The sequence below is a fragment of the Microbacterium sp. NPDC078428 genome (assembly GCF_044542535.1).
Classification (GTDB): Bacteria; Actinomycetota; Actinomycetes; order Actinomycetales; family Microbacteriaceae; genus Microbacterium; species Microbacterium limosum.
In genome coordinates this window covers 111,701-135,097 of record NZ_JBITUP010000006.1, presented here as the reverse complement: position 1 = coordinate 135,097, position 23,397 = coordinate 111,701, and the positions used below count along the sequence as shown (strand labels likewise).

The window sequence follows — 23,397 nt, the reverse complement described above, 5'->3', positions numbered from 1 at the left end:
GTCACAAGATGTCCCGGAGGCCTTCAAGGCTTCCAAAAGTGCGCTGGACGCAGGTTGATAGAATCGGAAGGGATGTACGCGAAATCCGAAAGCTAGTTCGTGGCGCCCAACTTGCGGGATCTGGAGCTGTTCGTCGCGATCATCGACGCCGGCTCGATCACGGCGGGCGCCCGCGCCGTGGGGGTCTCGCTGTCGTCGGCCAGCAGCCGGATCGCTCTACTGGAACGGCAAGAGCGAGTCGAGCTGTTGTCGCGTCGACGAGGTGGGATCGTGCCGACCACGGCCGGCACGACCCTGGCGATACATGCCCGTGCCCTTCTCGAACGTGCTGATGAACTGCGGCAGGCGATGGACGGGCTGCGCGGGGACTCTGCCCACGAGATCCGGCTCGCCAGCAACACATCAGCCGTCGATACCTTGACCGAGTTCCTGGCCGCGACTCTCGCACGATTCCCTACGATGCGGATCGCGGTGGTCGAGACAAGCAGCGTCGAGGTCGCGTCTCGGGTCCGCGAGGGGGGTGCTGACCTCGGGATCGTTTCCCTCCCACCGACGGGCGACGGTTTGATCGCTCGTGAGTTATGGGCGGATCCCCTTGTCGTCGTTCGTGGCTCGGTGTTCCGCGGAGACGACGTGGCTCCTTCCTTCGAGGAGGTGATGCGGGGGCCGCTGATCGGGTTGCCAGCGGCAAACCCGCTTCAGACACTCATCGACGAGCAGGCGCGCATCCTCGGTGTGTCACCGGCGTACCGCGTGCGGTTGCCAACCCTCAACGCGGTGTACGCCGTCGCCAGCACTGGGGCTGGCGCGGCGATCGTCCCGTATGGGACCGTCAGCCGCTCTCCCACACTGCCTGCTGCCATACATCCGGTGGCAGAGGAATGGGCCGACCGCCGCGCACTCCTCATCACTCGGTCTACCTACGTTCCGTCCCCCGCGCAGCAGGAGTTCATCGACGCGCTTCTGCGCTACCGGGATGAAGTCGATGTCACCGAGCCGCTCGGAGTCGTCATCCTCGGCTCGCCCCCTGAGCAAGCCCGCCGCGGGTAGCGAACCCGATACGAGATCCACCCCGGTCGGTGATAGAGCTGTACGCCAAGCTCGGAAAGGACCTCGGCACCAGTTAGTGAGCGTTGCCGAGCGTAACGACTCGCTGGCGCAGCGCGGCAAGATTCCGGCTGGCCCAAGCAACCCAGACCGCACCGAGAGCGTCTGTTACTGGAATGCAAGGTCGGCTACCGATCGGCGATCCTCCCCTCACCCCCTCCGAACGGGAGCAGATGCTCAGCGCACCGATGTTGTTGACGACCACGAGTGCATGGAACAACGCGCGTAGGCAGTCTGCCGTGGCCCGTGCCAATTCCACTCATCGTGGCCGGATTCATATCCGGAGCCCGCGACGATGATCGTGAAGCAAATGGCCGACACCACGAGCGCCACAATGACGGGCACGAGCGCCCTGAACTATCGATAACAACTCGTGGGCGCAGCGAGGACCCCGGCGTTCACGTCCGGCGCTGTCAGAGCTCGATCACGTACTTGACTCCGCGTGAGCGGCCGCCGGCGCCAAGCCGTCGGGCACGCGCGCGACGTGGGCACTGGTCACGAGAACCTTCTCCGCCCAGGTGCCGCTGCCACCGGGCAGGGGCGCCTCGTGGACGAGGTCGAACACGGCGATGGGAATCGCGTAAGCGAGTGAGACGGCGTTGCACAGGTCGACGAGCGGGTGGATCGAGGGCAATTCCCCGTCGCTCTTGAATCAGCGTGGCAGCGCTTCCGACGCGCACCGGTACTGGGTGGGTTTGAGTCCCATCTGACTGAATGCGCGCCGCCAGGCGACGATCTCGGGGAACTCGCTCTCCGGTCGTTCGGAGAGGCGCATGGAGGCCCGCTCGCGGAATGGTGCCGCGGTCGCCGAGACGTCCGCCGTGTCGGTCACGCCATCGAGGGTGAGTGTCGCGACGGCGAGCTGAGGGAAATGAGCGCGCAGCGCCGAGTCATGAACTGAGCTGCATCAGCGGGTTTCGAGGGCGAGACGGCCGGCGAGCAGCCCATACGTGCCCGCGAAGGTGCGACGCAGCCACGCCATGACCTTCGGGCGCGTGATGACCTGGTTGCGCATCCCCGCGGCGAACACCCCATACAGCGCAAACACGACGAACGTCAACGCCATAAACACAAGGCTGAGCCAGATCATGTGCCACGTGCCTTTCGCCTCGCCCGCGGGAACGAACTGAGGGAGGAACGCGAAGAAAAAGATGGTCAGCTTCGGATTAAGCAGGTTGATGAGCACGGCGGTACGGATGACCCGCCAGAACGAAACCGGGGCGGGGTTCGCGTCGCCGTCGATCATCGTCTTGTCGCGGAATGTCTGCCAGGCGAGGTAAAGCAGATAGGCGACACCGAGCCACTTGATCGTCTGGAACGCGATCGCGGAGGCATTCAGGATCGCGGCCAGTCCGGTGATCGCGGCCACCATGTGAGGGATGACCCCGAGGGTGCAGCCGAACGCCGCAATAATGCCAGCCTTTGCGCCGCGGGAGAGCCCAGCGGCGATCGAGTAGACGGCGCCGGTGCCGGGGGTGGCGACCACCACGAGGGTGGTCAGCAGGAATGCAATGCTCATCGTCGTCCTTCGAGAGTCGTTGCTTCCGCACAGTACCGCGTCCGCGTAATCCCGAAATACACGAGCGATCAGCCGAAGACGAGCGAATCGCCCAGATGGACACCGTGTAGACATTCGTCCGCGAGATCGGGATGGCATGAAGTCGCGCCCCTCGGGTAGCGAGGTCATGGTCGTGTCGCGGTTACACGTCATCACGCTGGCGGACGATCGGCAGCCACAACTCCGTCGTCGCGGAACGGAAGTCTTCAGCGCGATCGAGGATCGCGACGATCGAGGGGCCTGGTCGCAGCAGCCACGGGTTCGACGGAAACCACTCGGATGCCGATGCCGCATACGTCTCCTGCAGAGCCGCGGGATATGGTCCAGATGCCCGGAACACAGCCCACGTGCCGGCAGGAACCTCGATCACGTCGAGTCCTTCCGGCGTGGTCGTCGCGGCGTCCCGGGCAACGCCGTGCAGATAGGTCAGTGTGCTTCCCTCGGTGTAGTCGGAATCGACATCTGCGCTTTTCTGAAGCAGTCCGTGAGGATCCGTGTTGCCGAGCGCCGTCAGTCGCGCGTGCTCGTGCGCCGGCAGAGAAGCGACGTGCGCTTGGATGTGAGGATTCGCGCTCCGGTGGATGAGCGGAACGCGTGCAGCATGGCCGACGAGCCGGAACGCGGGTCGATCCACGATACGCGTGTCCATCGACGTGGCGCCGTGGACAGTCAGTCGCAGCGTGAGTTGCGGCTGTGACCGAAGCGGGCCGCCGTTCGTCCGCACCTCGATAGGCGCCGCACCGTGGACCGCCCGGAACGCACGTCCGAATGCCTCGGCCGAGCCATAACCAAATCGAACCGCAACCTGGAGAAGCGGATCGCCCGCGATGACGTCGGCCGCGGCGACCGTCATCCGCCGACGCCGCACATACTCGGACAACGGCATGCCGACAAGCGATGCGAACATCCGCCGCAAGTGGTACTCCGTGGTGCCGAAGGAAGCAGCCAGCGCACCGATGTCGAGGTCGTCGGACAGATCCGCTTCGACGACCTCGATGAGCCTGTTGAGCTCACTGATCACACAAGCCTCCCTTCATTCCAATTCTGCTTGCCGGGGTGCAGTGGTTTGTCCGAACGTGCGACTCCGATCCGAGCGGGCCGGCTCGTGACGGCCGGCGACGTCCGACGACACGCAACACCACACACCATCAGGCGTCCCGGGCGCCTTCACCCGACTTGATCGGTCTCCAATTGTCGGGCGCTGGACCCGGCGTGACGAACACCCTGGAAATCGTCTCGCACCACGAGAGTCCAAGCTGAAGGGAAGCATGTTAGACGCCCGTATCGTCGAGCGGACGGCCTTCCGCCTGATCGGTTACGCCGCGTGCGTCCCGGTCGTGTCGGAATTCCGGAATCCTCATGTCGAGGCACACATCACGGCGCTGTCTGCGGAGAACGTGGAGCGGCTCCGAGCACTGGGCTGCTCGGAGCCCTCGGGTCTGCTTCAGGTGAGTACGGAGGTCGACGCCGACTACGCAGTGAACAGTCGGTTCACGTTCATGGTCGGTGTCGCCCTCGATGCGGCTCCGCCCGCACCTGAGCGCCTCGATGTGATCGAGGTTCCTGCCGGCAAATGGGCGGTGTTCCGCACGGGCGCTCCTTTTGCGTCGGCCTGGATGGACATTGTCAGCGAGTGGTTTCCGTCACACCCGTGGCGCCTGCGTCCGGGGCCGTCGATCGTCACTGAGCGCCGACCAGGCGAGCAGCGCGCCGCAACCGCCGAGGTCTGGATTCCCGTTGAACGCGCGTAAGCCAACTCTGCGCGTCTCCCGGCCGAACGCAAGATTCCAACAGTGGGAAGCTCTGCTCCACAACCGCAACAAGCGCCAGCGGGCCGGCGAGTTCATCGTGCAGGGTGTGCGCCCCATCAGCCTCGCACTCGAGCGGGGCTGGCCGATCCGCGCAGTCCTCTATGACGCGGATCGGCCGCTGTCGCGGTGGGGTGCACAGGTTATCGAAGGATCAGGAGGCGAGCGGGTAGCCGTCGCGGCTCAGCTGCTGCATCAGTTGAGCGACCAAGACGACGGCTCCCCCGAGCTGATCGCCGTAGCCGCCGTGCCGGACGATCAGCTGTCTCGCATACCTATGGGGCCGTCGTTCCTCGGGATGGCATTCGACCGCCCCTCCCTGCCCGGCAACATCGGCACGATCATCCGTTCATTGGATGCCTTCGGCGGGTCGGGCCTGATCGTCACCGGACACGGCGCAGATCCGTACGACCCCAGAGCCGTCCGCGCCTCCACTGGGTCGCTGTTCGCGGTGCCGGTGATCCGACAACCATCTCATCAACCACTGGTGACCTGGGTACGGGAGCAACGCGCTGCGGGCATCCCCCTCACGATCGTCGGAACCGACGAGAACGGGTCCGACGACATCGCCGACGTGGATCTGACAGGCCCCGTCCTGCTCGCGATCGGCAATGAGAACGCCGGACTCAGCGCGGGATGGCGCGATGCGTGCGATGTCGTCGCACGCATCCCCATCGGCGGCGCCGCCAGCTCGCTGAACGCTGCCAACGCGGCATCGATCGCTCTCTACGAGGCCGCGCGCCAGCGCGGACGGGCATAGGCACGCGAATGGCCTACCGCTACGCCGTCACGCGAGAGAGTTACGCCGACCTCTCCGGCGGCGTGCTCCACTCTGCCCCCGGGTTCCCCGCCTTCCCCGCACGCCTCGCCAGCGAGATGTTCCAGCGAGCATTGGCGCTCACCCCGAACCCCACCGCCCAGGTATGGGATCCATGCTGCGGCAGCGGCCACCTCCTCACCACTCTCACACTCCTGCATAGAGACAGAATCACCAGCGTCCTCGGCTCCGACGTCGATCACGCGGCGCTGGAACTCGCCCGGAAGAACCTCGCCCTTCTGAGCAAGCACGGCATGACCGCCCGCGCGAATGAACTGCAGGCCCGCGCCGAGCGCCTGAGCAAACCCGCCTACCTCGATGCCGCCGCCGCTGCACAGCGACTCGCTCGCCGGCTCGCGTCAGGCGACGGCTCATTCGACTACAACATCGCACCAGCCGACGTCTTCGACCCCGCACAACTCCGGCGCGCGTTGAACGGGCGACGCCCCAATGTCGTGGTCACCGATATCCCCTACGGCGAGCAGACAGCGTGGCACGGACCGGATGCTGCACGAGGCCTCGACGGCATGCTGAATTCGCTGGAAGAGGTACTCGACGAGGGAACCGTGATCGCAGTGACGACCCGCGCCCGCAAGGTGCGCCTAACCGGCCCCCGGCGACCTCTCGCATGGTTCCGAATCGGAAGCCGAGCAGTCATCCTCTGCCGCATCGCCAGCCGACTCCAGCATCGAGTTTGAATCTTCCGTGTAGCTCGTCAGCATTGTTCCTTCGGGCAGAAAATTCGTGGGGCTGCATAGAGCCCGGTTACAGCGTTGAGCACTGTCTTGGTTCCGACCGTACTGGCCGGCGACGTTGTTGGAAGCTAGCAGCGATTATCGCCCAAGCACCATCGGACCACGGATCAGATCGGCTACGCAGCGAAGTGTTCTTCGTAAAGGATCCCCTCACGGCCGAAGCGGCGTTTGCAGATCTTCCCGAAATGCGCGAGGGCGTCGACGCGATGGCAATCGGGCCGGGTGTCCTGTACTTCTCGCGGGTAGCCGCGCAAGCGACCAAGACCCGCGTTCAGCGCGTACTCGCTATGCCGATGTTTCAACAGATGACAGTCCGAACCTGGCGCGTAACTACACGGCTGCTCGAACTGCTCGACAACGGTTAGCCTCCGCACGCATCCCGAAATTGATCGTTTCCGGATTCGACGTGATCGCTCGGCCCCTGAAACTTGAAACGCGATCGAGTCAGGGAGAAACGCGCTAATGTCCGTTCTCTTTTGAGTCGGAATCTCGTGCCGCTGATTCACCGCGATCGAGGTTCCTCAGCTCCGCAAGGTCGTCGTGAGTGAGGTTGAAATCGAAGATCTGCGCGTTCTCCCGCAGCTGTCTGGGGTCGTCCGCGCGCGGAATCGGGACGATGTTGTGCTGCACATGCCACCGCAACAACACCTGCGCGGGGGTGCGACCGACCCGGTCTGCGATGTCTACCACGACGGGATGTGTGAGCAAGGGGCCGCCGCGCCCGAGCGGACTCCAGGCCTCGGTCACGATGCCCCACCGCTTGTGCAGATCACGGATATCGTCGCGCGCCAGGTCGGCACTCAGTTGGATCTGGTTGACGTCGGGCACGCGTCCGGTAGCGGCGACGATCCGTTCCAGATGTGGTCGTTTGAAGTTTGAGACGCCGATCGCCCCGACCCGCCCCTGCTCGACGAGTCTTACAAGACCCCGCCAGGCCGCAACGTAGGTGTCGAGCCAAGGCACTGGCCAGTGAATGAGGAATAGATCGAGGTAGTCGAGCCCGGTCCGTCTGAGGCTCTCGTCATAGGCGCGCTGGACACCATCTACGCTGTGATTCTCCTTGTTGAACTTGCTGGTGACGAAGATCTCCTCGCGAGCGATCCCGCTCTCTCGGATCGCCGCGCCAACCGGGGCCTCGTTGAGGTACTTGTGAGACGTGTCGATCAGTCGATAGCCGATGTCGAGCGCCAGCGCGACCATCTCGTGCACCGCGTCGCCCTTGAGCGGCCACGTGCCGAGACCCAGACGCGGAATCGAGTGTCCGTGGAGGAGCGGGATCGGGGCGGGGTTCACTGGAGCACCCCCGTGATTAGCCCAACGCCTCGCTCAACCGCATCGAGGCGTCCTTGAGTGCTCGCCCGAAGGTCGCGACTTTCGAGACCGGAAGACGATGGACTGGGGCAGCGAGGTTGATGGCGAGATTGATGCCTGCTGAGTTCGCGACCGAGACTGCGACCGATGCCACACCGTCCTCGCTCTCCTCGCGGTTCGTCGAGTAGCCCTGGCGCCGAACGGTTTCGAGTTCCTTCTCGAGGTCCGCAAGGGACTGAACGGTATGCGAGGTCACCGCGGGGAGTGAGTCCGTTGGAAACAAGCGCCCGAGCTGTTCTGTCGGCAGGCTGGCAAGCATCGCCTTGCCGGTCGAGGTCGCGTACGCCGGGATCTCCCGTCCGAGGCGTGAGGCGACGCGGACTGCCGCCGCCGGCTCGGACGCCGCGATGAAGCGGACGTTCGCGCCTTCGAGGGTGCCGAGATGGCTCGTCTCGCCCATCGAGGAACTGAGATCCTCGAGGATCGGCTGCGCCAGGCGCGGAAGATCCATGCGCCGGAAAATTGAGAAGGCCACGCTCGTGAGTGTCGGACCCGGACCGTAGGTCTTCGTGCGCGGATCCTGACGGGCGAATCCGCGCCAGATGAGCATTGCGAGGATGCGGTGCGCCGTCGAAGACGCCACCCCGAGTTCGGCGCTGACGTCGGTCAGCCTTACCTCCGTACGCTCGCCAAGAAGGATGAGCAACCGCAGTGCGTTGTCCACTGACTCGATCGGGTATTGGGGCGCTACACCGTCGCCGGGCGATTTCTGCACAACAGAAATCGTATCGCCTTGTGGTCACGGGGACCATCCTCAGACCGCGGGCGTGACCGACCGCGCGCCGTCGCCGGTCAGGCGCGCCGCGACCTCGGCTCGATCGGTTCTCGTAGCCACCGCTCGCCGCGTGCTAACGAGCGCCCGCGGCCAGTTGACGACGAGCGCGCCGGTCAGTGAGTCGTCACTCTCCGAGTAAAGTACGGCGAAGCGCTGGTCCTCCTCGGACCCGATGATGACGATGTCGTCGGCGCCGGTGCGCCCGACCACCTGGATCTTCCAGTCGTACTGGTCGCTCCAGACATACTCGGTCGTGTCGTAGTCCTCGCAATCATCAGGGTGGACGATGTTGTGTGCGACGACGCGAGCCTGATCAACGGCATTGGTCCAATGTTCGAGGCGCAGCGAGACGTTGCGCGACGCACTCGCCCAACGTGCGATATCGCCGACGGCAAAGATCTCAGGATGCCCGATGGCCCGCAGCCCAGAGTCGCAGGTCACCCCGTTGTCGAGTTCGATGCCGGAACCCTCGAGCCACTCTGTGTTGACCACAGCTCCGATACCGACGAGAGCTGCATCGGCCTCGATGATCTCGCCGCCATCGAGCACCACGCGCACCCCGTCTGCCGTCTGTTCGACGCCTTCGACTGTCCTTCCGAAGTACTCCTCGACGCCCTCCTGGGCATACTTGCGGCTGAAGATCTGGCCGACTTCGGCATTGAGCACCCGCGACATCGGCGCCGGGAACGGGTCAACCATGCTGACCCGTACGCCCGCCGTGATCGCGGTTGCGGCAGCCTCCCCCCCGATGAAGCCTGCGCCGATGACCACAAGGTGCCGCGCTGTGGCCAGCTCATCCCGCAAGCGCTCGGCATCGCCGCTGGTACGCAGCAAGTGAATATGCTCACCTTCACCCCACGGAGAGCGACGGGCGCGTGACCCGGTGGCGATCACGAGTGTGTCGTATGAGACGGCTGTACCGTCCTCGAGCGTCACAACCTGGCCTTCGAGGTTGAGGGATGCCGCGGGCGTGCCGAAGATTGAGATGGCTCCGATCCCCCGCGTCTCGTGCTCGGAGAGAAGCTCGATCTCGTGTCGCGCCGTCTCACCGGTGAGGTACTTCTTCGAGAGCGGAGGTTTGTCGTAGGTGGGATGGCGTTCCTGGTCAATCAGGACGATCTCGCCCTCGAATCCCTCGCTTCGAAGGGCTTGGGCGGTCTTGAGCCCACCAACAGAGGCGCCGACGATGACGACCCGCGACACGTCAGTCCTCCACAACCAAGGCGGAGACGGGGCAGCTGCGCGCCGCCTCCTCTACTCGCTTGCGGTCACTGTCGGGCAGGTCCTCGCGCAGAACGATCACTAGGGCGTCGTCATCTAGGTCGAAGTAGTCGCCCGCGGCGACAACGCAATTGGCGTAGCCCTGGCAGGCGCTGCGGTCGGCGATGATCCGTGCCATCGGTCTCTCCTTTTCTACTGCGGTCGCATTTCGGGAAACATCGGCTGGTCAGGCCGCGCGATCATCTCGGAGAACGTCTGCGTGGTCTGCCAGGTCAGGGCCTCGAGTTCCATGGGGTCGATCGCGATCCACTGGCCAGTTTTCGGGGCGTCGATCAGTAGCCTCGTGCCGTTGTGAGTTTCCACGCGGCGCACTTCGATCTCCGAAAACTCGTTGGCGATGACGAGCGGCTCTCCGACGGTGCGGGCGACAAGACGCTCGCGCTCCGCCGCCGCAGCCGCCGCGGCATCACGATCGACGTCGGCACCCTCCCAGTCGAGGCCGCTCACAGGAAGATCGCCAGGTTCTGGGTGCGGAGCACCGACTCGTCCACCATGATCACCCGACGTGCCAACTGCAGGTCGTCACCGACGCGACGCAATACGTCCTCGCGGTGAGCGGAGATGATTGACGGCTCGTTGACGTCTCCCCGGCTGCGGAACAGCAGGACGGCGGAGTCGACGATGAGCTCGTCCTCGACCGAGGACAGGAACACACGCACGTTCGTCACGTAGTGACGCAGGCGTGAGGGAGGGTCCTCCGTCCAAGCGTGTTCAGTCAGGAATCGCGCGACCCGGCGGCTGAGCGAGTACTTATTCTCGTCCCAGTGCGACATCCCCCTCGCCGTCGTGAAGGAAGACCCGAGAGCCGTCGTCTGACGCACCGGCATGATGTAGTGAATATCCTCTGTAAGCGTCTCAAGCCAGTGCTCGTACCGTTGCTCGTCGAGGGTGTAAGCCTCTTCAATCAACCAACGATGCGCCTCGAGATGCAGTTCGTCGGAGAACAGTAGGGACCGCCCGACTCGATCGGCGCGCGTGGCGTGGGCGCCGAGAGGCGATTGCCCGGAAATCTGGACACCGGTCTCGGTGTTCATCATGCGGGTGCCTCCCCGTTGTTGGTGATGCCTGTACCGATGCTCGCGACCTGCACCTCGACTTCGTCATCGGTGTCGAGGTAGTCGGCCCAACGATCGAGCAGATGACGCTGGTTGTACTCGCCGTAACCAACGTGCGCGACGCCTGGACCGGCGAACTGTTCAGGCGTCAGCGCAGCGACGACCGGAGTGTCGTCTTTGAGAGTCCCCATCCGACTGTTGAGCAGGAGCCGTCGAGCCATCGAACCCTTGGCAGTCGTGGTCAGCGAGACCCAGTTCTCGACATCGTCCTGCTCGAACATTCCCGTGCTACCGAAGCACATAAGGTAGGCCTTGTACGAGAGCTCCTTGAACTCCTCCGGCGCCTCGGCATCGACCGCGAACCAGGAGTAGACCTCCGTCTCGTTCTCGCTAATGGGCTGCCACGAACGGATCGAGATGAAGGGCAGCACGTCGTCCCCGTCCTCCACCTTCGGCCAGTTGTGCACGAAACTCATGTTCGGGAAGAGCGATGCCGCTGAGATCATAAACCCGTCACGGCCAATCACATCGAGCTGCTCAGGCGACCATTGCTCCTTCATCCGCTCGATCATCGCGTCGGGATATCCGACGTAGCGCAGCCGCTCCTCGAGGCTGCCCGGCGGGAGCTTGTAGGTCGTGCCGCCGCCGTTGCCGGCCCAGTACGTGTTGCCGTCCTTGCGCTTCTCCGCCTTCGGCTCACGGAACAACCCGATCTCGACGACCGAGGTGTGGGTCTGGGGCGTGTGATACATGTCGCCGGCGAAGTTCTCGGCGCCGATCTTCCAGTTCGCGTTGACGCGCCACCGCTGCGGGCCACGCAGCTCGATGCCCTTGGCGCTCTGCCCGGTGTAGTAGTCGAGGTAGAACGCGAAGTCGCCGATGTATTCCCGCAGGGTCGGCGCGTTCGGGTCCATGCTGATGAAGATCAGACCGTTGTATGTGTCCAGGTTCGGCGCCGGGAGCAGTCGTGCACCCTTCTTGTTGAACCCTGCCTCACCCCCGTAGGCCTCCTCGTGGAACGGGAGGCCCATAATCCGGCCGTCGTTGCGGTATGACCACCCGTGGTAGGGGCAACGGAAGTGGGAGGCGTTGCCGACCTCGGCGCGGCATACCTGCATCCCGCGGTGCAGGCACATGTTGAAGTGCGCCCGAATCTCACCACTCTCGTCGCGCACGACGATAAACGAGTCGTCGAGCACATGCCGCACCACGTAGTCACCGGGCTGAGGGATCTCGGATTCATGTCCGACGAAAATCCACGCGCGGCTGAAGAGCTTGCTCTTCTCCTGCTCGAAGATCTCCTCGTCGTTATAGATGTGCGCCGGGATCATGCCGCGCCGCACGTCCTCGAAGATCGTCGTCTTGCTCGCCATTGGGCCGCTGCTTCCTGATGTCAGAGTCCTATTCCGCGCCTTGAAGATGATGTCGGTCGAGACCGGTTTTCTTTAAGACAGAATCTGATTCTGCTAGATTTTCCAGGAATTCGCAATCGGAGATCACGCCTCGAAGGAGAAGTGGATGATGAACGACTACGTCGACGAACGCATGCTCGTCGCCAATGCTTGCCGCGTGCTCGCGGTCCGGGGGCTCGTGGACGACATCCTCGGGCACGTCAGCCTGCGGGTCGACGACGACACCGTCCTCATCCGAGCCCGCGGACCGCAGGAGCGAGGGCTGCGTTTCACCACCGCCGACGACATCCTCGCCGTGCCCCTCGAGGGATCGTTCGAGCTCGCCGGCGGGTACCGGGCGCCGAACGAGCTGTCTCTGCATCTTGAGCTGCTGCGCCGCAATCCTGCGGCCCGATCCGTCGTCCACGCGCATCCGCCGGCTGTCGTCGCGTTCTCGCTAACCGGACGGACACTGCTACCGATTGTCGGTGCCTTCAACATCCCCGCTATGCGGATGGCGCGCGACGGCATCCCCGCGCACCCCTCGTCTGCGCTGATCCGCAACCACGCACGCGCGACGGCCATGGCGGACGATTTCGGCACGCGGCCGGTCGGCATCCTGCGCGGTCACGGCCTCACGGCCGTCGGCGAGAGCGTCCCGCAGGCCGTCATCCGCGCGATCAATGTCGACAGCCTCGCTCGCGTGCACCTCGCCGTTCTGCAGGCAGGGGCCGAGCCTATACCGATCGATGACAACGACCTCGCCGACCTGCCCGACCTGGGTGACGCATTCAACGACGGGCATCTCTGGCGATTCCTGCTGCAGGAACTTGCTGAGCAACGGCTCCTGCTGTAGTCAGGCCATCACAGATGTCCGGAGCCCGGGTCGCGATCAACTGCACCATCCTCACCGCCGCGGGCGTACATTTGGACCGAGCCACTCCGTCACCAGGTTGAGCACCGCATCGCTGTTCGACTCCTGCATCAGCATGTGGCCGTTGCCAGCCACGTTCGCTGCCGTCAACGCGACGAACCTGACATCGCCGCCCCGCTCGGCGAGCCAGTCTGCAGTCGCGCGGTCCGACTCGATCGGATGATCGGTGTCGTGGGTACCGACCATCACGAGGGTCGGTAGGCCGTCCAACTCCCTGTCGCCGATGTGGACCTGCGCACCGCGGACGTTCTGCCGCTCGAGGAGGAGCCCGGCTGGGATTGGCACCAGCTGTGAACGGAGCTCGTCCAGGTGACCGGGTGGGAACTGCTCGCTCGCACCGACCAGCTTCGCCTCGATGAACTCTGGTCCGGGATGCCACCAGCCGCGACGGGGAAGCCTCCAGGTGAGCGGGCGTCCCTGGACGACGATGTGATCGGCGTCCTCTTCCAGCACGGCGGGCTCGGGCTGGATATCCCCGGGGGGAGCGGGCGCCAGCGCGACTAGGGCGATCAGTGAATCCCGATGGTGGAAAGCGACCCGATAGCCGAAAGCGGCGGACATGGAGTGGACCACGAGGACAACCGGGCCGCCGAGCGCAGCGATTAGCTCCACGATCGCGCCGGCGACCGCCGCCCCATCCAGCGGCGTGTCGGGGTCCCATGCGCCGCCAGCCGACAACCCAGGCCACGTCATCACGACCGCGCGGTATCCGGCCTCGGCGAGACGGGGCGCCCACCCGGGTCGCCCGCCGATCGCTCGACTCCAGCCATCGGGGCCCACCCCCCCGCCGTGAACGAGCAGCACCGTCGCACGGGCGGGGCCGCCGGGCAGCCATTCGGCGTAAGCGACGGTCCCAGCGGAAGTCGCGAAAGAGCGAAACGTCGTCACGACATGACGGAGACGATGGCTGCTGCCAGTTCCACAGGGCGCGTCAACATTGCCTGGTGGCTCCCCGGCGAGCTCGCGGTCGTGGGGTTCGTGAGCCGGTCTGCTGATGCGCGGTACAACTCCTGCGGCACAGCCCGATCCTCTTGCAGGAAGATGTAGCCGCTCGGCACGTCACCGGTGCCGGCCGTCCGAAGACGGATCGGCTCGTCGAGCCAACCGCCAGGCGACGGCACCAGACGAGGCTCGACCTGCGCGTGAAGCTCCTCCGATCCGTCCTGCAAGAAAGCCGTCATGAATAGCTGCGGCGGGATCGGCACGCTCTGGTCGGGCGAGGACGCGGCTGTGCCACGGGCGAAATTCGCCAACTCGGCGGGGAGGATCGCATTGATCGACTCGCCGTCGGCGAGTACCCACGCGTCGATGAAGATCGCCTGCTCCACCTGCTCCGGCATCGCCTCAGCTACGAGTTGGATGAGCGGGCCGCCGCCACTGTGGCCGACTACGACGAACCGGTCCCACCCCTTGTCGGCGATCCGGCCGATGAGATTGTCCGCCATGGTCGAGAGCGTGACACCTGCACGGTCGTCGTTGTCACCGTGACCCTGCAAGGTTGGGGCCCATACCTCGTGGCCTGCCTTCGTGAGCTCAGCGACAACGCCGTCCCACGCCCAACCACCCTGCCAACCTCCATGAACCAAGACGATGCGCATTCTGGAACTCCTTTGTTCACCGACGGCGGGTTCCGTCGGATGGAATCCCACTCTACCTAGCAGAATCTGTGCAGAACAACAGTCCTGTTCAATCCCTTCAGAAAGGGTCATTCGTACTCGTCGAGCTTCCGGAGGACGGTCTATCTGAGCGGCGTCTCACGGAGGTCCTGCAGCATGATCGCCCGGTTCAGGGGCGAGATGCATTGCGGGACCTCTCTGGCCAGCGTGACCGCCACTGCGCCGAGCGGGGTGCCGGATCCATGTGAGTCGCGTCGACACGAATCCGGAGATTGTGCCGGCGCCCAGCACGATGAGGGAGTTGACGATCATCCTGACGATGATCTGAACTCCGCCGAGAACGAATCCCTGAGCGGTCGTGTTTCCCTGCCCGTGATCTATGAACTGCGGGATGATCGCGAGTTACATGACAGCGGCCTTGGGGTTGAGCAGGTTGGTGACGAGCCCCATCCGGAACAGCTTCGACCGGGAGTCGCGCGCGTGGGATTGTGTCTCGAATAGCCCGTTGCCGCCGGGGCGCAGGGTTGCGGACGCCAGCCACGCGAGATAGAGCACTCCAGCGGCTGTCCCGGTCCAGCTCACCTTGACAGGGCTCTCAGGGGTGAGTGCTCGACCGGACGATCCCCCGCGGACTCGCCATGGAGCCACGGCCAAGGAATGCGGAGATCGAGGACGCCGGTCGCGCTGAGCAACACCGGGATGAGGAGAAGAGTGAGCCGCCCCGTCGGCGATCGCCCTCGCCTCTGAACGGCGCGGCTGCTCACTCGTTAACACACTCTAGGTCGATCTGCCTGCCGCAAGCGGGCATCTGAGTTGAGTCGGACCAACTGTAGGAAAATGCCATTTCGCGTGGAATCCTGGCCCTGAAACCGTTGCCAACTACCGTGGAATCGCGAGGGGTTCATGCCATCTCGAGCGGGAACCCACACCAGTTGTAGGTATTTCTTGGAATGTACATTTCGCGAATGAAATGTCCATGCGATGTCCATATGGACATTTCGGGGCATTGAGCCGCGTGTATGTTCCGCGCCGAGATGGCACCCTCCCGACGGTGGTTGGCGTGAACCTCGTTGCAGTGGTGCCCGCCGTTTGGGTGAACTCATCGGTGAGCGTATGCGTGCGCATAGGGACCGACTACCGGGTATCGAGTGGACGGGTCAATCGCGCACCGCTCGCGAACGTTGACGTCTCTGCGTGTCACGCAGCTTCTTCCGAACGCACAGCGACCGGCAATCGCACGTGCTCCGGCCCGTACACGACAGGCCTCAACCGAGCATCGCTCTCAAGTGGACCGGGTTGCGCGCAGGAGTCGGTGGCTCCGCCGTGCTGCCGCGATGTCGGACGCTTCTGCCACGGTGGACCCGCCCTCGCAGCGAGTGAGGACGGAACGATCGGAGAACGTCGTGGCAGATGCCGAGATCAAGAATGTCCGGAAAGACCGGAGCGGTGACATCACACATGTCGGCGTGAGGGGGCAGTGGGATTGGCCCGTTGCACAGGTCGTCGCAACGATCGAGTCGCGCACCAACACGTTCTACGTCAACTGCCCGCAGCGCGCCGACGTCTTCGTCGCCCAGACTTCCGCTGGAAGAAAGTTTCTGAAGACGACGGCGGATACCACGACGAAGAACAACCTGGACAATCTGCCACCGCTATAGAGGGGATCGGGCCGCGTGCGGACCGGTAGCCGTGGGCACTGACTTCCCGCGAAGCGCTCCGCCAGGGGAGAGAGCCAGAATCAACATCTGGCGTGAGGTGCGGGAACAGAGGACTCGGGGACCCGAGGGCCTCCGGATCCAGGGTTGCACGCTCTTGGGCGGGCCTGGATTGATCCTGAGCGCTGGCCCCATGTTTGCCATGCGCGAACCGTGCGGGAGCGTGTCGGACTCCCGCCAGACGCCTCGAGATGTCAACGTCCGTCTACGTGAGTCCAGGAAGGAGGTGATGGAAATTGACGAAGAGCAATGACCGACATGTCGTGCCCAATCCGAATGGCGGATGGGATGTCGTGAAGCCCGGAGGAGCTCGAGCCTCCTCTCACCACCATCGACAATCCGACGCGATCGACCGTGCACGAGACATCGTCGGGAATGCCGGCGGTGGCGAACTGAACATACACGGCCGAAACGGGGCGATTCGGGCCAAGGACACGATCCCGAAGGGAAACGACCCTCGGAACGTCCACGGCTAACTTAGGGCGGGGTCGGCAACCAAGGGGAAGTGGTGCCGGCCTCGCTCACTCGCCAGCCGTTCGGGATGTCACCCCGCCGATACCTCTCGTAGGAGCCGTTGCAACCACGCCCGAAGCTAGATCAGCGGCGATGTCGGCAGCGGTCGGGAAGATGAGCCTGTGTCCACGACGCTCGCAGCAAGAACATCGAGGCCGACGGTCTATCTCGACCAGTGGGTCTGGATTCGTCTCGCACTGGCGCAAGCGGGACGACCTCGCGCTGTGGCAGACACCGTTGCGCTGAACACGATCCGGGCGGCGAGCGCCGCCGGCGTCGCGTTTCCACTGTCGGCCACACACTACGAGGAGACGCTCCGGATCACGGACCCAACCCAGCGCGGTGATCTCGCTGCGGTCATGGCGACCGTCAGCCAAATGCGCACGTTGCGTTGCCAGACGGACCTCGTTCGTCAGCAGTTCCTATCTGCGCTTCACGAAACGGTCGGACGACCGACGTTCCGTCCTCCTGCCATCGAGCCATTGGGCGTCGGGTTCAACTGGGCGTTTCGAGGCGTGCACGCATTCCTTCGTGTCGTCGACTCCGACGGCCGCGTCGTCGCGTCAGTTGACCCGATCTGGCTGCGCCAGATCAATCAGCACGCGGAGGCTGCGATGCTGGCGGGTCCCGCCGACGAGGACCTGGCAATCCTGGCGGAGGACGGCTACAAACACCCGCGTGCACACGAAACCGAGGCGGGGAATCGGTTGGCTTGGGAGCAGCTGCTCGAAGCGAGGCTTGCTGAGGATCAACGACCGGCACCGTCAGAGTTGCGGGTGTGGTTGCTCGCCCGCGAACTGAGCCACGAGTATCTCGACTTGCTCAACTCTTTGTTCGCTGAGTACCGACTCTCGTTCTCAGCGATCAGTCCGAACGCCGACGGCATCAAGTCTCGCGAGCGGGCCGTGGCCTTCGTCGAACGTGTTCCGACCTTGAGGATCTCGGCAGAAATGAAACTCGAGATCTATCGAAACTCCAACCGCCGCTGGGACTGGAACATGCTGCGCGATGTCGACGCGCTCAGTACTGCGATCCCATATTGCGACGTCGTTGTGGCGGACAAGGACGCCGTGGACCTGGTGCGGAGAACGAAGGCTCCCCAACGTCACGGGACCGCAGTTATCAGCCGTCTGGACGAGTTGATGGCCTTGCTTCCAGACTTAGCCGCGAGGGCGTCCTCGTTGGACGAGGACGCGAATGGGTGGGATCAGCTCGCGCCGGGGAAGGGTTATAGCCTCGCGCCCCCAAGACATCTCACACTTGACGACGTCAAAGCGGGCTGTGTTGTTCGGATGTTGGATGCGGACGGCACACCGACGGGTTCGCGCCTGAAGAGCTCCCGCGACGGAGGGTGAGTCGCGAACGGCCCGAATTTGTGCGGTGAGCGACCGGCCGTCCGAGCGGAGGGTCGACCATGGGGCGCCGGTGAGCCACGGTAGTTTCGCATCGGGAGGTGCCGTGCTCAATTGGCTCACTTTGGGTGAGGAGGAGTTCAATCGCATTGCGGAACATCGATGTCGTGGCTGCAGATGGTCGCGCCGGAATCCTCATCTGGTCGCCATCCCGCATCGGTGACCTGGAGGTTCTGACACCCACGCCCTGGGGACTGTCGGGAATCCGCGAGCACCGGCAGCTCCGCGAGTCGACAACCTCAGTCGAGTGATGTTACCTAGACGCACTACCGGACGACGTGAATGCACCGGCGACCACGCCAGGGCACGCATCGGCCCCGTCATTTAGCCTGCCCGCTAGGGGATTACGAGCCCGGCGCGTGCAAGGACATGCGACGATGGCGCCATGATCATCGAGGTGACCACGACGCCGCGGGAGACACTGCTCTGGACCGGGACGCCGGCGCTGGCTGATGAGCTTCGTGCGTTGCTTCGCGATGCAGGAGTGCTCGTCTTGCCGGCGGATTCGTGGGAGTTGGAGCTCTTCAACCGCATCCCTGCTGACAAGCAGCATCTGTTCGATCCGGCCAGGATCATCGACGTCGAGATCGGCGCGAATGCCTACGACGCTCTGCATGCCGCGGTGGCAGCAGGCCACCGGCTGCGCTGGCATCCGTGGGAGAACGCAGATCCTGCCGATTCGAAGTTCGGGGGAGTGACGGTGTCCTGTTCGCTCGAGGAAGATCTGGACGTCGGCCGCTCATCCGAAGCGCTGCACGGCAACGCCCCCTGATCGCGCTCTGCCCGCACATGGATCCCGTACCGGGCCGCCGGCGACGAGCTCGAACTGACCATCCGTGAAGGCTAAGGAGCCCTGTGGGTGGCTGACCATATGATGAGGTCATGACCGCTACGGGGACTGAGACAGGCGTCATTGATCTGACCACCACCGTGCGATTCGCCAGTGTCGATGCTGATGCTGTGGCTGGGATCGCGGAGCACCTGGACGCGGCTCTGCGCTCTGCGATTGATGCACAGGGTGCTGGAGCAGTCCGCGGGTACTTTGTGCGGCCTGTCGGCGCCACCGTGCAGGTCGGCCTGAGGTTCGTCGGCATGGATCCGGAGCATGTTGAAGGCACCGCCGACGAGCTACTACAGGCAGCCCTCGAGGAATTGAACGGGATCCAAGCGAACGAATCGACGCGGGGGAAGAGGACTAGCACCCTGCTTGTCGGCGCGTAAGCGATGAAGCACGAGCGTCGGCCCGCAATCACGTCCGGCGAAGCCAAGACGCACTGGTTCCTAGTCGAGCTGCGCAATCTTGCAAACCCCGCGCTCGGGGCCGCCGCGTCTGTTCTCTTTACGTTGTGGACAGTGCAAGACCGTGACTCTCTCTGGTCGCTTCCTTCGGTGTTGCTCTTGCTCGGCGCGGTGGTGCTGATTGCGGTGTGGATGTGGGGCTACTTCACATGGCTGCGACCGCGCTACTCCGAACTCGCGAAGGATCAGGCGCTCGCCGAGGACGACCTACGCCAAGCGCAGGCCGCGCTTCAGGCGGCGCTCGACTCCCTATTGATGCATCTCCTCAAGGACCGCTCAATCGCAGATCCTTCCTGCAGAGTCTCCGCGTATTCCGTAGAACAGGATCGCTTCGTCTTGCTGTCTCGTCGCTCCGTCAATCCCACCCTGGAGCGTCGCGGGCGACGGACCTATCCCCTCGAGAAGGGCGTGATCGGCCAGGCTTGGGCGCGCCAGAGTGCACGGAGCAACTTTGATGTGGAGTCCCGAGAGGAGTGGGAAGCGGAGCTGGTCAGCTCCGAGGGATTTACCGCAGAGGAGGCGCGTGCACTCACTATGCTCTCGCGCAGCATCCTGGCGGTTCGAGTCGATTCCGCCGCCGACGACAAGATCGGCATGCTGGTATTCGAGTCCGAGAGCAAGGATGCGTTTGCAGCCAGCAGTGCGGAAGCCCTTCGCAGAAGGCCGCTGTTCAGCGCGGTTGCCGACCTGATCTCGGGCTGGCATGAGCACTTCCCCCGAGCTAAGGAGTGGAATCAGGAACGCGATGGCGGTCCTGCTGTCCGCTACCTGGCAGAACCTGCCTGGAAGAACCCGCGGTAGCGCGAACGATCGGTCGTCCGAGCGCGGCGGTAGACCTCGGCGTCAGGCAGACTGCCCCATGGCCAGCGACAGCCTCCGAGTCATCACGCGGAATGCCCGCGAACACCCCGGACACGTTCATCGCCCGCTCGGGGATCCGTTCGTGTATTCGGCGGAGTCTCGAACGCGGCGTCGCCGGTCACAGGTAGGTTCGGCGCATGAGTTCCTCGGTCTATCGCTCCCAGCTCGAGCGCAAGCGTGCCCAACGTTTGGACGCGGAGAAGAGGTCAGCTGCCGCACGGACCAAGGAAGCTGACAAGCGAGCCATGGCGACGCGCGAGCGCGCTGCTGGTTTGGGGAGCAAGTCTGAATCCACCGCCCGGATGAAGTTGCGAGACGCCGCTCGCCATGAGGGCGAGGCGAACACTGCTGCCAAGGAGTCGGCCAGCTGGCAGGCGAAGGCTGCCGCATATCTGAAGGAGGAGACGACACTAGCTAAGCGGCTCGCCGACGCGGAGGCGTCTGAACGAAAGACAACGGAGCGAAAGCGTGAGGCTGAGGAAAGGAAGCGCCTCCAGCAAGCTACGCAGGCCGAGCGGGAGCGCGAGCGCCGCGCCGCTGAGGATGCTCGCGCCACGGCTCGACTACACGCCCAACTTACGGCTCAGATCGGTGATCACGAGCGCCAGCTCGCAGCCCTTCGCCAACCGCGGCAGGAGAAGTTGCGGTTGCTGATGCTCGCCTCGTCCGGCGAAGGAGAACTTCGCGTCGCCCGTGAGCAGAAGCGGATCAAGGATGCGGTTCAGTTCGCTTCTGGCCGGGAGTCCGTCAGTCTCGATCTCCGTCCCGCCGCCACCGGCGAGGATCTGCTCAACGGACTGACCCAGGGGCGTCCACATGTTGTCCATTTTTCCGGTCACGGCAACAGCGCAGTAATCGTCTTCGAGCAGGACACGGATGGAACCAACGCCGGGGAGGTCGTCGCTGCCGACACGCTTGCAGCGGTGCTGCGCGCCGTCGACGAACCACCCCTTCTAGTCGTATTGAACGCCTGCTCCTCTGCAGCTCAAGCACGACAACTGGTCGGAGGTATCGCTTCGTTCGCGATCGGACACGCCGACTCCATCGCGGATGGGGACGCGATCGCATACGCCGCTCGGTTTTACGCCTCGCTGGCCGATGGCCAATCAATTCAGGCGTCCCATGACATCGCCAAGGCGGCTCTGCTGTTGCAAGGCACGCCCGACGCTGACTTGCCCCAACTCTACGCGGCAGCCGGCTTGGACCCGGCGGCCGTGGTCCTCGTTCTTCCGCTAGAAAGCACCTTGGCGTAGCTTCGGGTCGGCGCTGAGCGCTTCGCCAATGGACAGCACCCCCTGAAGGGTCAGACTTGGGAGCCGTCAGTCGTCGGTGAGGCCGTCGATGAACGTCCGAAGCTCGAAGGTGAGCACTTCGGACGACTCGCCTGTCGCGGATTGAAGACGTTCCATCATCCATTGAAGGGCCACTCCCGTCGCCAGCAGAAGGCGCGTGAAGTCCAGCGTGAGCTCGCCGTCCGCGTTCATCGTCGCGATAAGCGCATCGCCCTCGTTCAGCGCCGCCATGGAAGTTGCGAAGGCGGCACGCTGCTCCGCCTCGTCGTCGCTCGCAACGAAGCCGGCGTAGAAGTCGATGAGGGCCTGGGCGGTCTGTCGAGTCGCAGCATCCATGTGCCCATCATCGCGTGTCGTTAACCACGGTGCATGCTCTCCTCGCTCGTGCGCGGTACCCGGAAGGGGATACCGACCGCGCGCACCAATAGCCGCTCGCGACGGCTCCCCTACCGGGCGATGCCCGCATGTGGATAGCTTGGGTGCGCCTCTGCGCTGACGGTGGCACCGTCGGCGGCATGAACGGAATACGGATTGGCTACGCCAGGGTCTCCACAGCGGATCAAGACCTCACTTCGCAGCGAGACGCACTGCTGCGACTGGGGATCCTCGATTCGAACATCTACGTCGATCATGGGCGCACCGGCACCAACCGGGCCAGGCCCGGACTGCGCGAAGCGCTCGCCGCCGTCCGGGAAGGTGACATGCTCGTGGTCACCAAACTCGACCGGCTCGCCCGATCGGTGAGGGACGCACGGGACATCGCCGACGAACTGACTGCGAAAGGCGTCGCGCTCAGTCTCGGCGGGAGCAGGTATGACCCCACAGACCCGGTGGGGAGGCTGCTTTTCAACGTGCTCGCCATGGTCGCCGAGTTCGAACGCGACCTGATCAGCATGCGCACGAAGGAAGGGATGGCGGTGGCGCGGGCGAAGGGTCATCTGAAGGGCAAGCAGCCCAAGCTGTCGGCCCGAGGCCGCGGCCCGGTCCGATCTGCCACAGCTCTACTGATCAGGTCGGAAGTCCCCTAGGGTGCCACGTACTCCTGCCGGACCGCGCCCCGTGTGGCGATCTCGATGAACCCAAAGTCGCGGTCGGAGTTCAGGATGACAGCCTCGTTGACGACCGCGTACGCCGCAATCAGGCAATCGAACGCCGCTGCCGCTCGCATGAGCCCGGTGTCCCACAGCGCCTGCTGAACGTCCAGGGCTTGCTGCTCGTGGGGGTGTTCCCATGCGGGCAGTAGCTGCTCCATGTCCGCGCGGAGTTCTTGGTACTCCTGCGGGCTCCGAGCCGAATCGCAGTACTCGAGGACTTGCGGCGGGCAGGTGATGATCAGGTGAGTGGGCGAGAGTTCCCGGAGCCTTGTCGCAATCGCTTCGCTCGTCGAGGCCTTCTGCCAGATGCTGTTGTCGACGAGGTAGGCCGTCACTGGCCGGCAATCGCCGTCGCCGGCGGGATCGTCGGCGCGTCGATCTGGTCGGGCTCGAACGTACGGGCGATGATCCGCTCGACGGCTGCCGGCTGGCGACGGACGGCGATGAGAGTGCGCAGGGCGAGATCCACCGTTTCGCGATTGGAGGTCGTGCCCGCGAGCTCCTTCGCTTGGCGCAGCTTGTTCGGGTCGATGTCGATTGACGTGACGGTCATGACCCCTCCTCCGGTCTATATAGAGCACTATATAGACCTTTTGCCCGCCGCCGCATCGATCTCAAGCGCATGCAGCTTCCATCGAGCCCATACCCAAGAAGCCCCCTCCTACGCGCGACGCACGCAAGCAGGTCCTCGATCGACCACCGCCGGGTATTTGGAGCTCGCCGCTTAGGTTTCGCGCGGTCGA

31 protein-coding genes are annotated in these 23,397 nt (G+C 64.3%); 14 read left to right on the top strand and 17 right to left on the bottom strand.

The window, feature by feature from the left end; translation table 11 throughout:
* Positions 1-99: 99 nt before the first annotated feature.
* Positions 100-1,050 (top strand): LysR family transcriptional regulator, encoded by a 951-nt coding sequence (locus tag ACIGCK_RS12070; protein WP_138174572.1) that lies wholly within the window; start codon positions 100-102, stop codon positions 1,048-1,050.
* Between the two features lie 481 nt (positions 1,051-1,531).
* Here the strand turns inward: ACIGCK_RS12070 and ACIGCK_RS12065 are convergent, their stop codons facing one another.
* From ACIGCK_RS12065 to ACIGCK_RS12050, 4 genes are all read right to left on the bottom strand, one after another.
* Positions 1,532-1,741: a hypothetical protein gene (locus ACIGCK_RS12065; protein WP_212743496.1), complete on the bottom strand. Its 210-nt coding sequence runs from the start codon at positions 1,739-1,741 to the stop codon at positions 1,532-1,534.
* An 18-nt stretch (positions 1,742-1,759) separates the two neighbouring features.
* Entirely contained in the window at positions 1,760-1,939 is a 180-nt protein-coding gene (locus ACIGCK_RS12060; RefSeq protein ID WP_212743495.1) for a hypothetical protein, read from the bottom strand.
* Between the two features lie 75 nt (positions 1,940-2,014).
* On the bottom strand, positions 2,015-2,626 hold the full coding sequence (locus tag ACIGCK_RS12055; RefSeq protein WP_138174570.1) for a LysE family translocator: 612 nt from the start codon (positions 2,624-2,626) through the stop codon (positions 2,015-2,017).
* Between the two features lie 181 nt (positions 2,627-2,807).
* Positions 2,808-3,686: a GyrI-like domain-containing protein gene (locus ACIGCK_RS12050; protein ID WP_396666371.1), complete on the bottom strand. Its 879-nt coding sequence runs from the start codon at positions 3,684-3,686 to the stop codon at positions 2,808-2,810.
* 247 nt (positions 3,687-3,933) lie between these two features.
* Here ACIGCK_RS12050 and ACIGCK_RS12045 point away from each other — a divergent pair, with 247 nt between their 5' ends.
* From ACIGCK_RS12045 to ACIGCK_RS12030, 4 genes are all read left to right on the top strand, one after another.
* Positions 3,934-4,416, top strand: a complete 483-nt coding sequence (locus tag ACIGCK_RS12045) for a GyrI-like domain-containing protein (protein WP_138174566.1) — start codon at positions 3,934-3,936, stop codon at positions 4,414-4,416.
* Entirely contained in the window at positions 4,403-5,233 is an 831-nt protein-coding gene (locus ACIGCK_RS12040) for a TrmH family RNA methyltransferase (protein WP_212743493.1), read from the top strand. The genes ACIGCK_RS12045 and ACIGCK_RS12040 overlap by 14 nt, the downstream gene beginning before the upstream one ends.
* A gap of 8 nt (positions 5,234-5,241) precedes the next feature.
* Positions 5,242-5,988 carry an rRNA methyltransferase gene (locus ACIGCK_RS12035; RefSeq protein WP_175987716.1) on the top strand — a complete coding sequence of 249 codons (747 nt, stop codon included), beginning with the start codon at positions 5,242-5,244 and terminating at the stop codon, positions 5,986-5,988.
* Between the two features lie 185 nt (positions 5,989-6,173).
* Positions 6,174-6,410 (top strand): hypothetical protein, encoded by a 237-nt coding sequence (locus tag ACIGCK_RS12030; RefSeq protein ID WP_138173441.1) that lies wholly within the window; start codon positions 6,174-6,176, stop codon positions 6,408-6,410.
* A gap of 94 nt (positions 6,411-6,504) precedes the next feature.
* Here ACIGCK_RS12030 and ACIGCK_RS12025 read toward each other — a convergent pair whose 3' ends face one another.
* The 7 genes from ACIGCK_RS12025 to ACIGCK_RS11995 are packed head-to-tail and all read right to left on the bottom strand — an operon-like array spanning position 6,505 to position 11,900.
* Positions 6,505-7,338, bottom strand: coding sequence for an aldo/keto reductase (locus ACIGCK_RS12025; protein WP_138173439.1), 834 nt, complete (start codon positions 7,336-7,338; stop codon positions 6,505-6,507).
* A 16-nt stretch (positions 7,339-7,354) separates the two neighbouring features.
* Entirely contained in the window at positions 7,355-8,131 is a 777-nt protein-coding gene (locus tag ACIGCK_RS12020; protein ID WP_252370903.1) for an IclR family transcriptional regulator, read from the bottom strand.
* Between the two features lie 39 nt (positions 8,132-8,170).
* A complete protein-coding gene (locus ACIGCK_RS12015) occupies positions 8,171-9,394 on the bottom strand; it encodes an NAD(P)/FAD-dependent oxidoreductase (RefSeq protein WP_138173435.1) in 1,224 nt (407 codons plus the stop codon).
* A gap of 1 nt (position 9,395) precedes the next feature.
* Positions 9,396-9,590, bottom strand: coding sequence for a ferredoxin (locus tag ACIGCK_RS12010; protein ID WP_005050734.1), 195 nt, complete (start codon positions 9,588-9,590; stop codon positions 9,396-9,398).
* 14 nt (positions 9,591-9,604) lie between these two features.
* Positions 9,605-9,919 carry a hypothetical protein gene (locus ACIGCK_RS12005; protein ID WP_138173433.1) on the bottom strand — a complete coding sequence of 105 codons (315 nt, stop codon included), beginning with the start codon at positions 9,917-9,919 and terminating at the stop codon, positions 9,605-9,607.
* Positions 9,916-10,509: a 3-phenylpropionate/cinnamic acid dioxygenase subunit beta gene (locus ACIGCK_RS12000; protein WP_138173431.1), complete on the bottom strand. Its 594-nt coding sequence runs from the start codon at positions 10,507-10,509 to the stop codon at positions 9,916-9,918. The genes ACIGCK_RS12005 and ACIGCK_RS12000 overlap by 4 nt, the downstream gene beginning before the upstream one ends.
* Positions 10,506-11,900, bottom strand: coding sequence for an aromatic-ring-hydroxylating dioxygenase subunit alpha (locus tag ACIGCK_RS11995; protein ID WP_005050729.1), 1,395 nt, complete (start codon positions 11,898-11,900; stop codon positions 10,506-10,508). Before ACIGCK_RS11995 ends, ACIGCK_RS12000 begins: the two co-directional genes overlap by 4 nt.
* A gap of 145 nt (positions 11,901-12,045) precedes the next feature.
* Here ACIGCK_RS11995 and ACIGCK_RS11990 point away from each other — a divergent pair, with 145 nt between their 5' ends.
* The gene (locus ACIGCK_RS11990) at positions 12,046-12,774 is read left to right on the top strand and encodes a class II aldolase/adducin family protein (protein ID WP_138173429.1); all 729 of its coding nucleotides are present in this window, start codon (positions 12,046-12,048) and stop codon (positions 12,772-12,774) included.
* Positions 12,775-12,825: 51 nt separating this feature from the next.
* Here ACIGCK_RS11990 and ACIGCK_RS11985 read toward each other — a convergent pair whose 3' ends face one another.
* The 3 genes from ACIGCK_RS11985 to ACIGCK_RS11975 form a co-directional block, all read right to left on the bottom strand.
* Positions 12,826-13,656 carry an alpha/beta fold hydrolase gene (locus tag ACIGCK_RS11985; RefSeq protein WP_289508574.1) on the bottom strand — a complete coding sequence of 277 codons (831 nt, stop codon included), beginning with the start codon at positions 13,654-13,656 and terminating at the stop codon, positions 12,826-12,828.
* A gap of 80 nt (positions 13,657-13,736) precedes the next feature.
* Entirely contained in the window at positions 13,737-14,450 is a 714-nt protein-coding gene (locus ACIGCK_RS11980) for an alpha/beta fold hydrolase (protein WP_005050723.1), read from the bottom strand.
* A gap of 420 nt (positions 14,451-14,870) precedes the next feature.
* Positions 14,871-15,050, bottom strand: coding sequence for a LysE family transporter (locus ACIGCK_RS11975; protein ID WP_005050722.1), 180 nt, complete (start codon positions 15,048-15,050; stop codon positions 14,871-14,873).
* 821 nt (positions 15,051-15,871) lie between these two features.
* On the opposite strand from ACIGCK_RS11975, the gene ACIGCK_RS11970 reads away from it, so the two are divergent.
* From ACIGCK_RS11970 to ACIGCK_RS11940, 7 genes are all read left to right on the top strand, one after another.
* Positions 15,872-16,126, top strand: coding sequence for a DUF3892 domain-containing protein (locus ACIGCK_RS11970; RefSeq protein WP_396666365.1), 255 nt, complete (start codon positions 15,872-15,874; stop codon positions 16,124-16,126).
* A 320-nt stretch (positions 16,127-16,446) separates the two neighbouring features.
* Complete coding sequence (locus ACIGCK_RS11965; RefSeq protein WP_396666477.1) at positions 16,447-16,659, top strand: DUF2188 domain-containing protein; 213 nt, start codon at positions 16,447-16,449, stop codon at positions 16,657-16,659.
* Positions 16,660-16,818: 159 nt separating this feature from the next.
* Positions 16,819-18,051, top strand: coding sequence for a hypothetical protein (locus tag ACIGCK_RS11960; RefSeq protein ID WP_396666363.1), 1,233 nt, complete (start codon positions 16,819-16,821; stop codon positions 18,049-18,051).
* 442 nt (positions 18,052-18,493) lie between these two features.
* Positions 18,494-18,880, top strand: a complete 387-nt coding sequence (locus ACIGCK_RS11955) for a hypothetical protein (RefSeq protein ID WP_396666361.1) — start codon at positions 18,494-18,496, stop codon at positions 18,878-18,880.
* 110 nt (positions 18,881-18,990) lie between these two features.
* Positions 18,991-19,329 carry a hypothetical protein gene (locus ACIGCK_RS11950; protein ID WP_396666360.1) on the top strand — a complete coding sequence of 113 codons (339 nt, stop codon included), beginning with the start codon at positions 18,991-18,993 and terminating at the stop codon, positions 19,327-19,329.
* A gap of 3 nt (positions 19,330-19,332) precedes the next feature.
* A complete protein-coding gene (locus tag ACIGCK_RS11945; protein ID WP_396666358.1) occupies positions 19,333-20,208 on the top strand; it encodes a hypothetical protein in 876 nt (291 codons plus the stop codon).
* A 197-nt stretch (positions 20,209-20,405) separates the two neighbouring features.
* Positions 20,406-21,521 carry a hypothetical protein gene (locus ACIGCK_RS11940; RefSeq protein ID WP_396666357.1) on the top strand — a complete coding sequence of 372 codons (1,116 nt, stop codon included), beginning with the start codon at positions 20,406-20,408 and terminating at the stop codon, positions 21,519-21,521.
* A 66-nt stretch (positions 21,522-21,587) separates the two neighbouring features.
* Here the strand turns inward: ACIGCK_RS11940 and ACIGCK_RS11935 are convergent, their stop codons facing one another.
* Entirely contained in the window at positions 21,588-21,896 is a 309-nt protein-coding gene (locus tag ACIGCK_RS11935) for a hypothetical protein (RefSeq protein WP_396666355.1), read from the bottom strand.
* A gap of 179 nt (positions 21,897-22,075) precedes the next feature.
* Here ACIGCK_RS11935 and ACIGCK_RS11930 point away from each other — a divergent pair, with 179 nt between their 5' ends.
* Entirely contained in the window at positions 22,076-22,588 is a 513-nt protein-coding gene (locus tag ACIGCK_RS11930) for a recombinase family protein (protein ID WP_396666354.1), read from the top strand.
* Here ACIGCK_RS11930 and ACIGCK_RS11925 read toward each other — a convergent pair.
* On the bottom strand, positions 22,585-22,989 hold the full coding sequence (locus ACIGCK_RS11925; RefSeq protein WP_396666352.1) for a VapC toxin family PIN domain ribonuclease: 405 nt from the start codon (positions 22,987-22,989) through the stop codon (positions 22,585-22,587). The two genes, ACIGCK_RS11930 and ACIGCK_RS11925, sit on opposite strands and share 4 nt — an antisense overlap.
* Positions 22,986-23,207, bottom strand: coding sequence for a type II toxin-antitoxin system VapB family antitoxin (locus ACIGCK_RS11920; RefSeq protein ID WP_396666350.1), 222 nt, complete (start codon positions 23,205-23,207; stop codon positions 22,986-22,988). Before ACIGCK_RS11920 ends, ACIGCK_RS11925 begins: the two co-directional genes overlap by 4 nt.
* Positions 23,208-23,397 lie beyond the last annotated feature (190 nt).

Bases quoted from the DNA above. Each gene is read 5' to 3' on its own strand.
- ACIGCK_RS12045 (WP_138174566.1), top strand. From the start codon at position 3,934: ATGTTAGACGCCCGTATCGTCGAGCGGACGGCCTTCCGCCTGATCGGT.
- ACIGCK_RS11950 (WP_396666360.1), top strand. From the start codon at position 18,991: ATGACCGCTACGGGGACTGAGACAGGCGTCATTGATCTGACCACCACC.
- ACIGCK_RS11955 (WP_396666361.1), top strand. From the start codon at position 18,494: ATGATCATCGAGGTGACCACGACGCCGCGGGAGACACTGCTCTGGACC.
- ACIGCK_RS11995 (WP_005050729.1), bottom strand. From the start codon at position 11,900: ATGGCGAGCAAGACGACGATCTTCGAGGACGTGCGGCGCGGCATGATC.
- ACIGCK_RS11940 (WP_396666357.1), top strand. From the start codon at position 20,406: ATGAGTTCCTCGGTCTATCGCTCCCAGCTCGAGCGCAAGCGTGCCCAA.
- ACIGCK_RS11920 (WP_396666350.1), bottom strand. From the start codon at position 23,207: ATGACCGTCACGTCAATCGACATCGACCCGAACAAGCTGCGCCAAGCG.
- ACIGCK_RS11935 (WP_396666355.1), bottom strand. From the start codon at position 21,896: ATGGATGCTGCGACTCGACAGACCGCCCAGGCCCTCATCGACTTCTAC.
- ACIGCK_RS11980 (WP_005050723.1), bottom strand. From the start codon at position 14,450: ATGCGCATCGTCTTGGTTCATGGAGGTTGGCAGGGTGGTTGGGCGTGG.
- ACIGCK_RS11930 (WP_396666354.1), top strand. From the start codon at position 22,076: ATGAACGGAATACGGATTGGCTACGCCAGGGTCTCCACAGCGGATCAA.
- ACIGCK_RS12000 (WP_138173431.1), bottom strand. From the start codon at position 10,509: ATGATGAACACCGAGACCGGTGTCCAGATTTCCGGGCAATCGCCTCTC.
- ACIGCK_RS12010 (WP_005050734.1), bottom strand. From the start codon at position 9,590: ATGGCACGGATCATCGCCGACCGCAGCGCCTGCCAGGGCTACGCCAAT.
- ACIGCK_RS12055 (WP_138174570.1), bottom strand. From the start codon at position 2,626: ATGAGCATTGCATTCCTGCTGACCACCCTCGTGGTGGTCGCCACCCCC.
- ACIGCK_RS11945 (WP_396666358.1), top strand. From the start codon at position 19,333: ATGAAGCACGAGCGTCGGCCCGCAATCACGTCCGGCGAAGCCAAGACG.
- ACIGCK_RS11990 (WP_138173429.1), top strand. From the start codon at position 12,046: ATGATGAACGACTACGTCGACGAACGCATGCTCGTCGCCAATGCTTGC.
- ACIGCK_RS12035 (WP_175987716.1), top strand. From the start codon at position 5,242: ATGGCCTACCGCTACGCCGTCACGCGAGAGAGTTACGCCGACCTCTCC.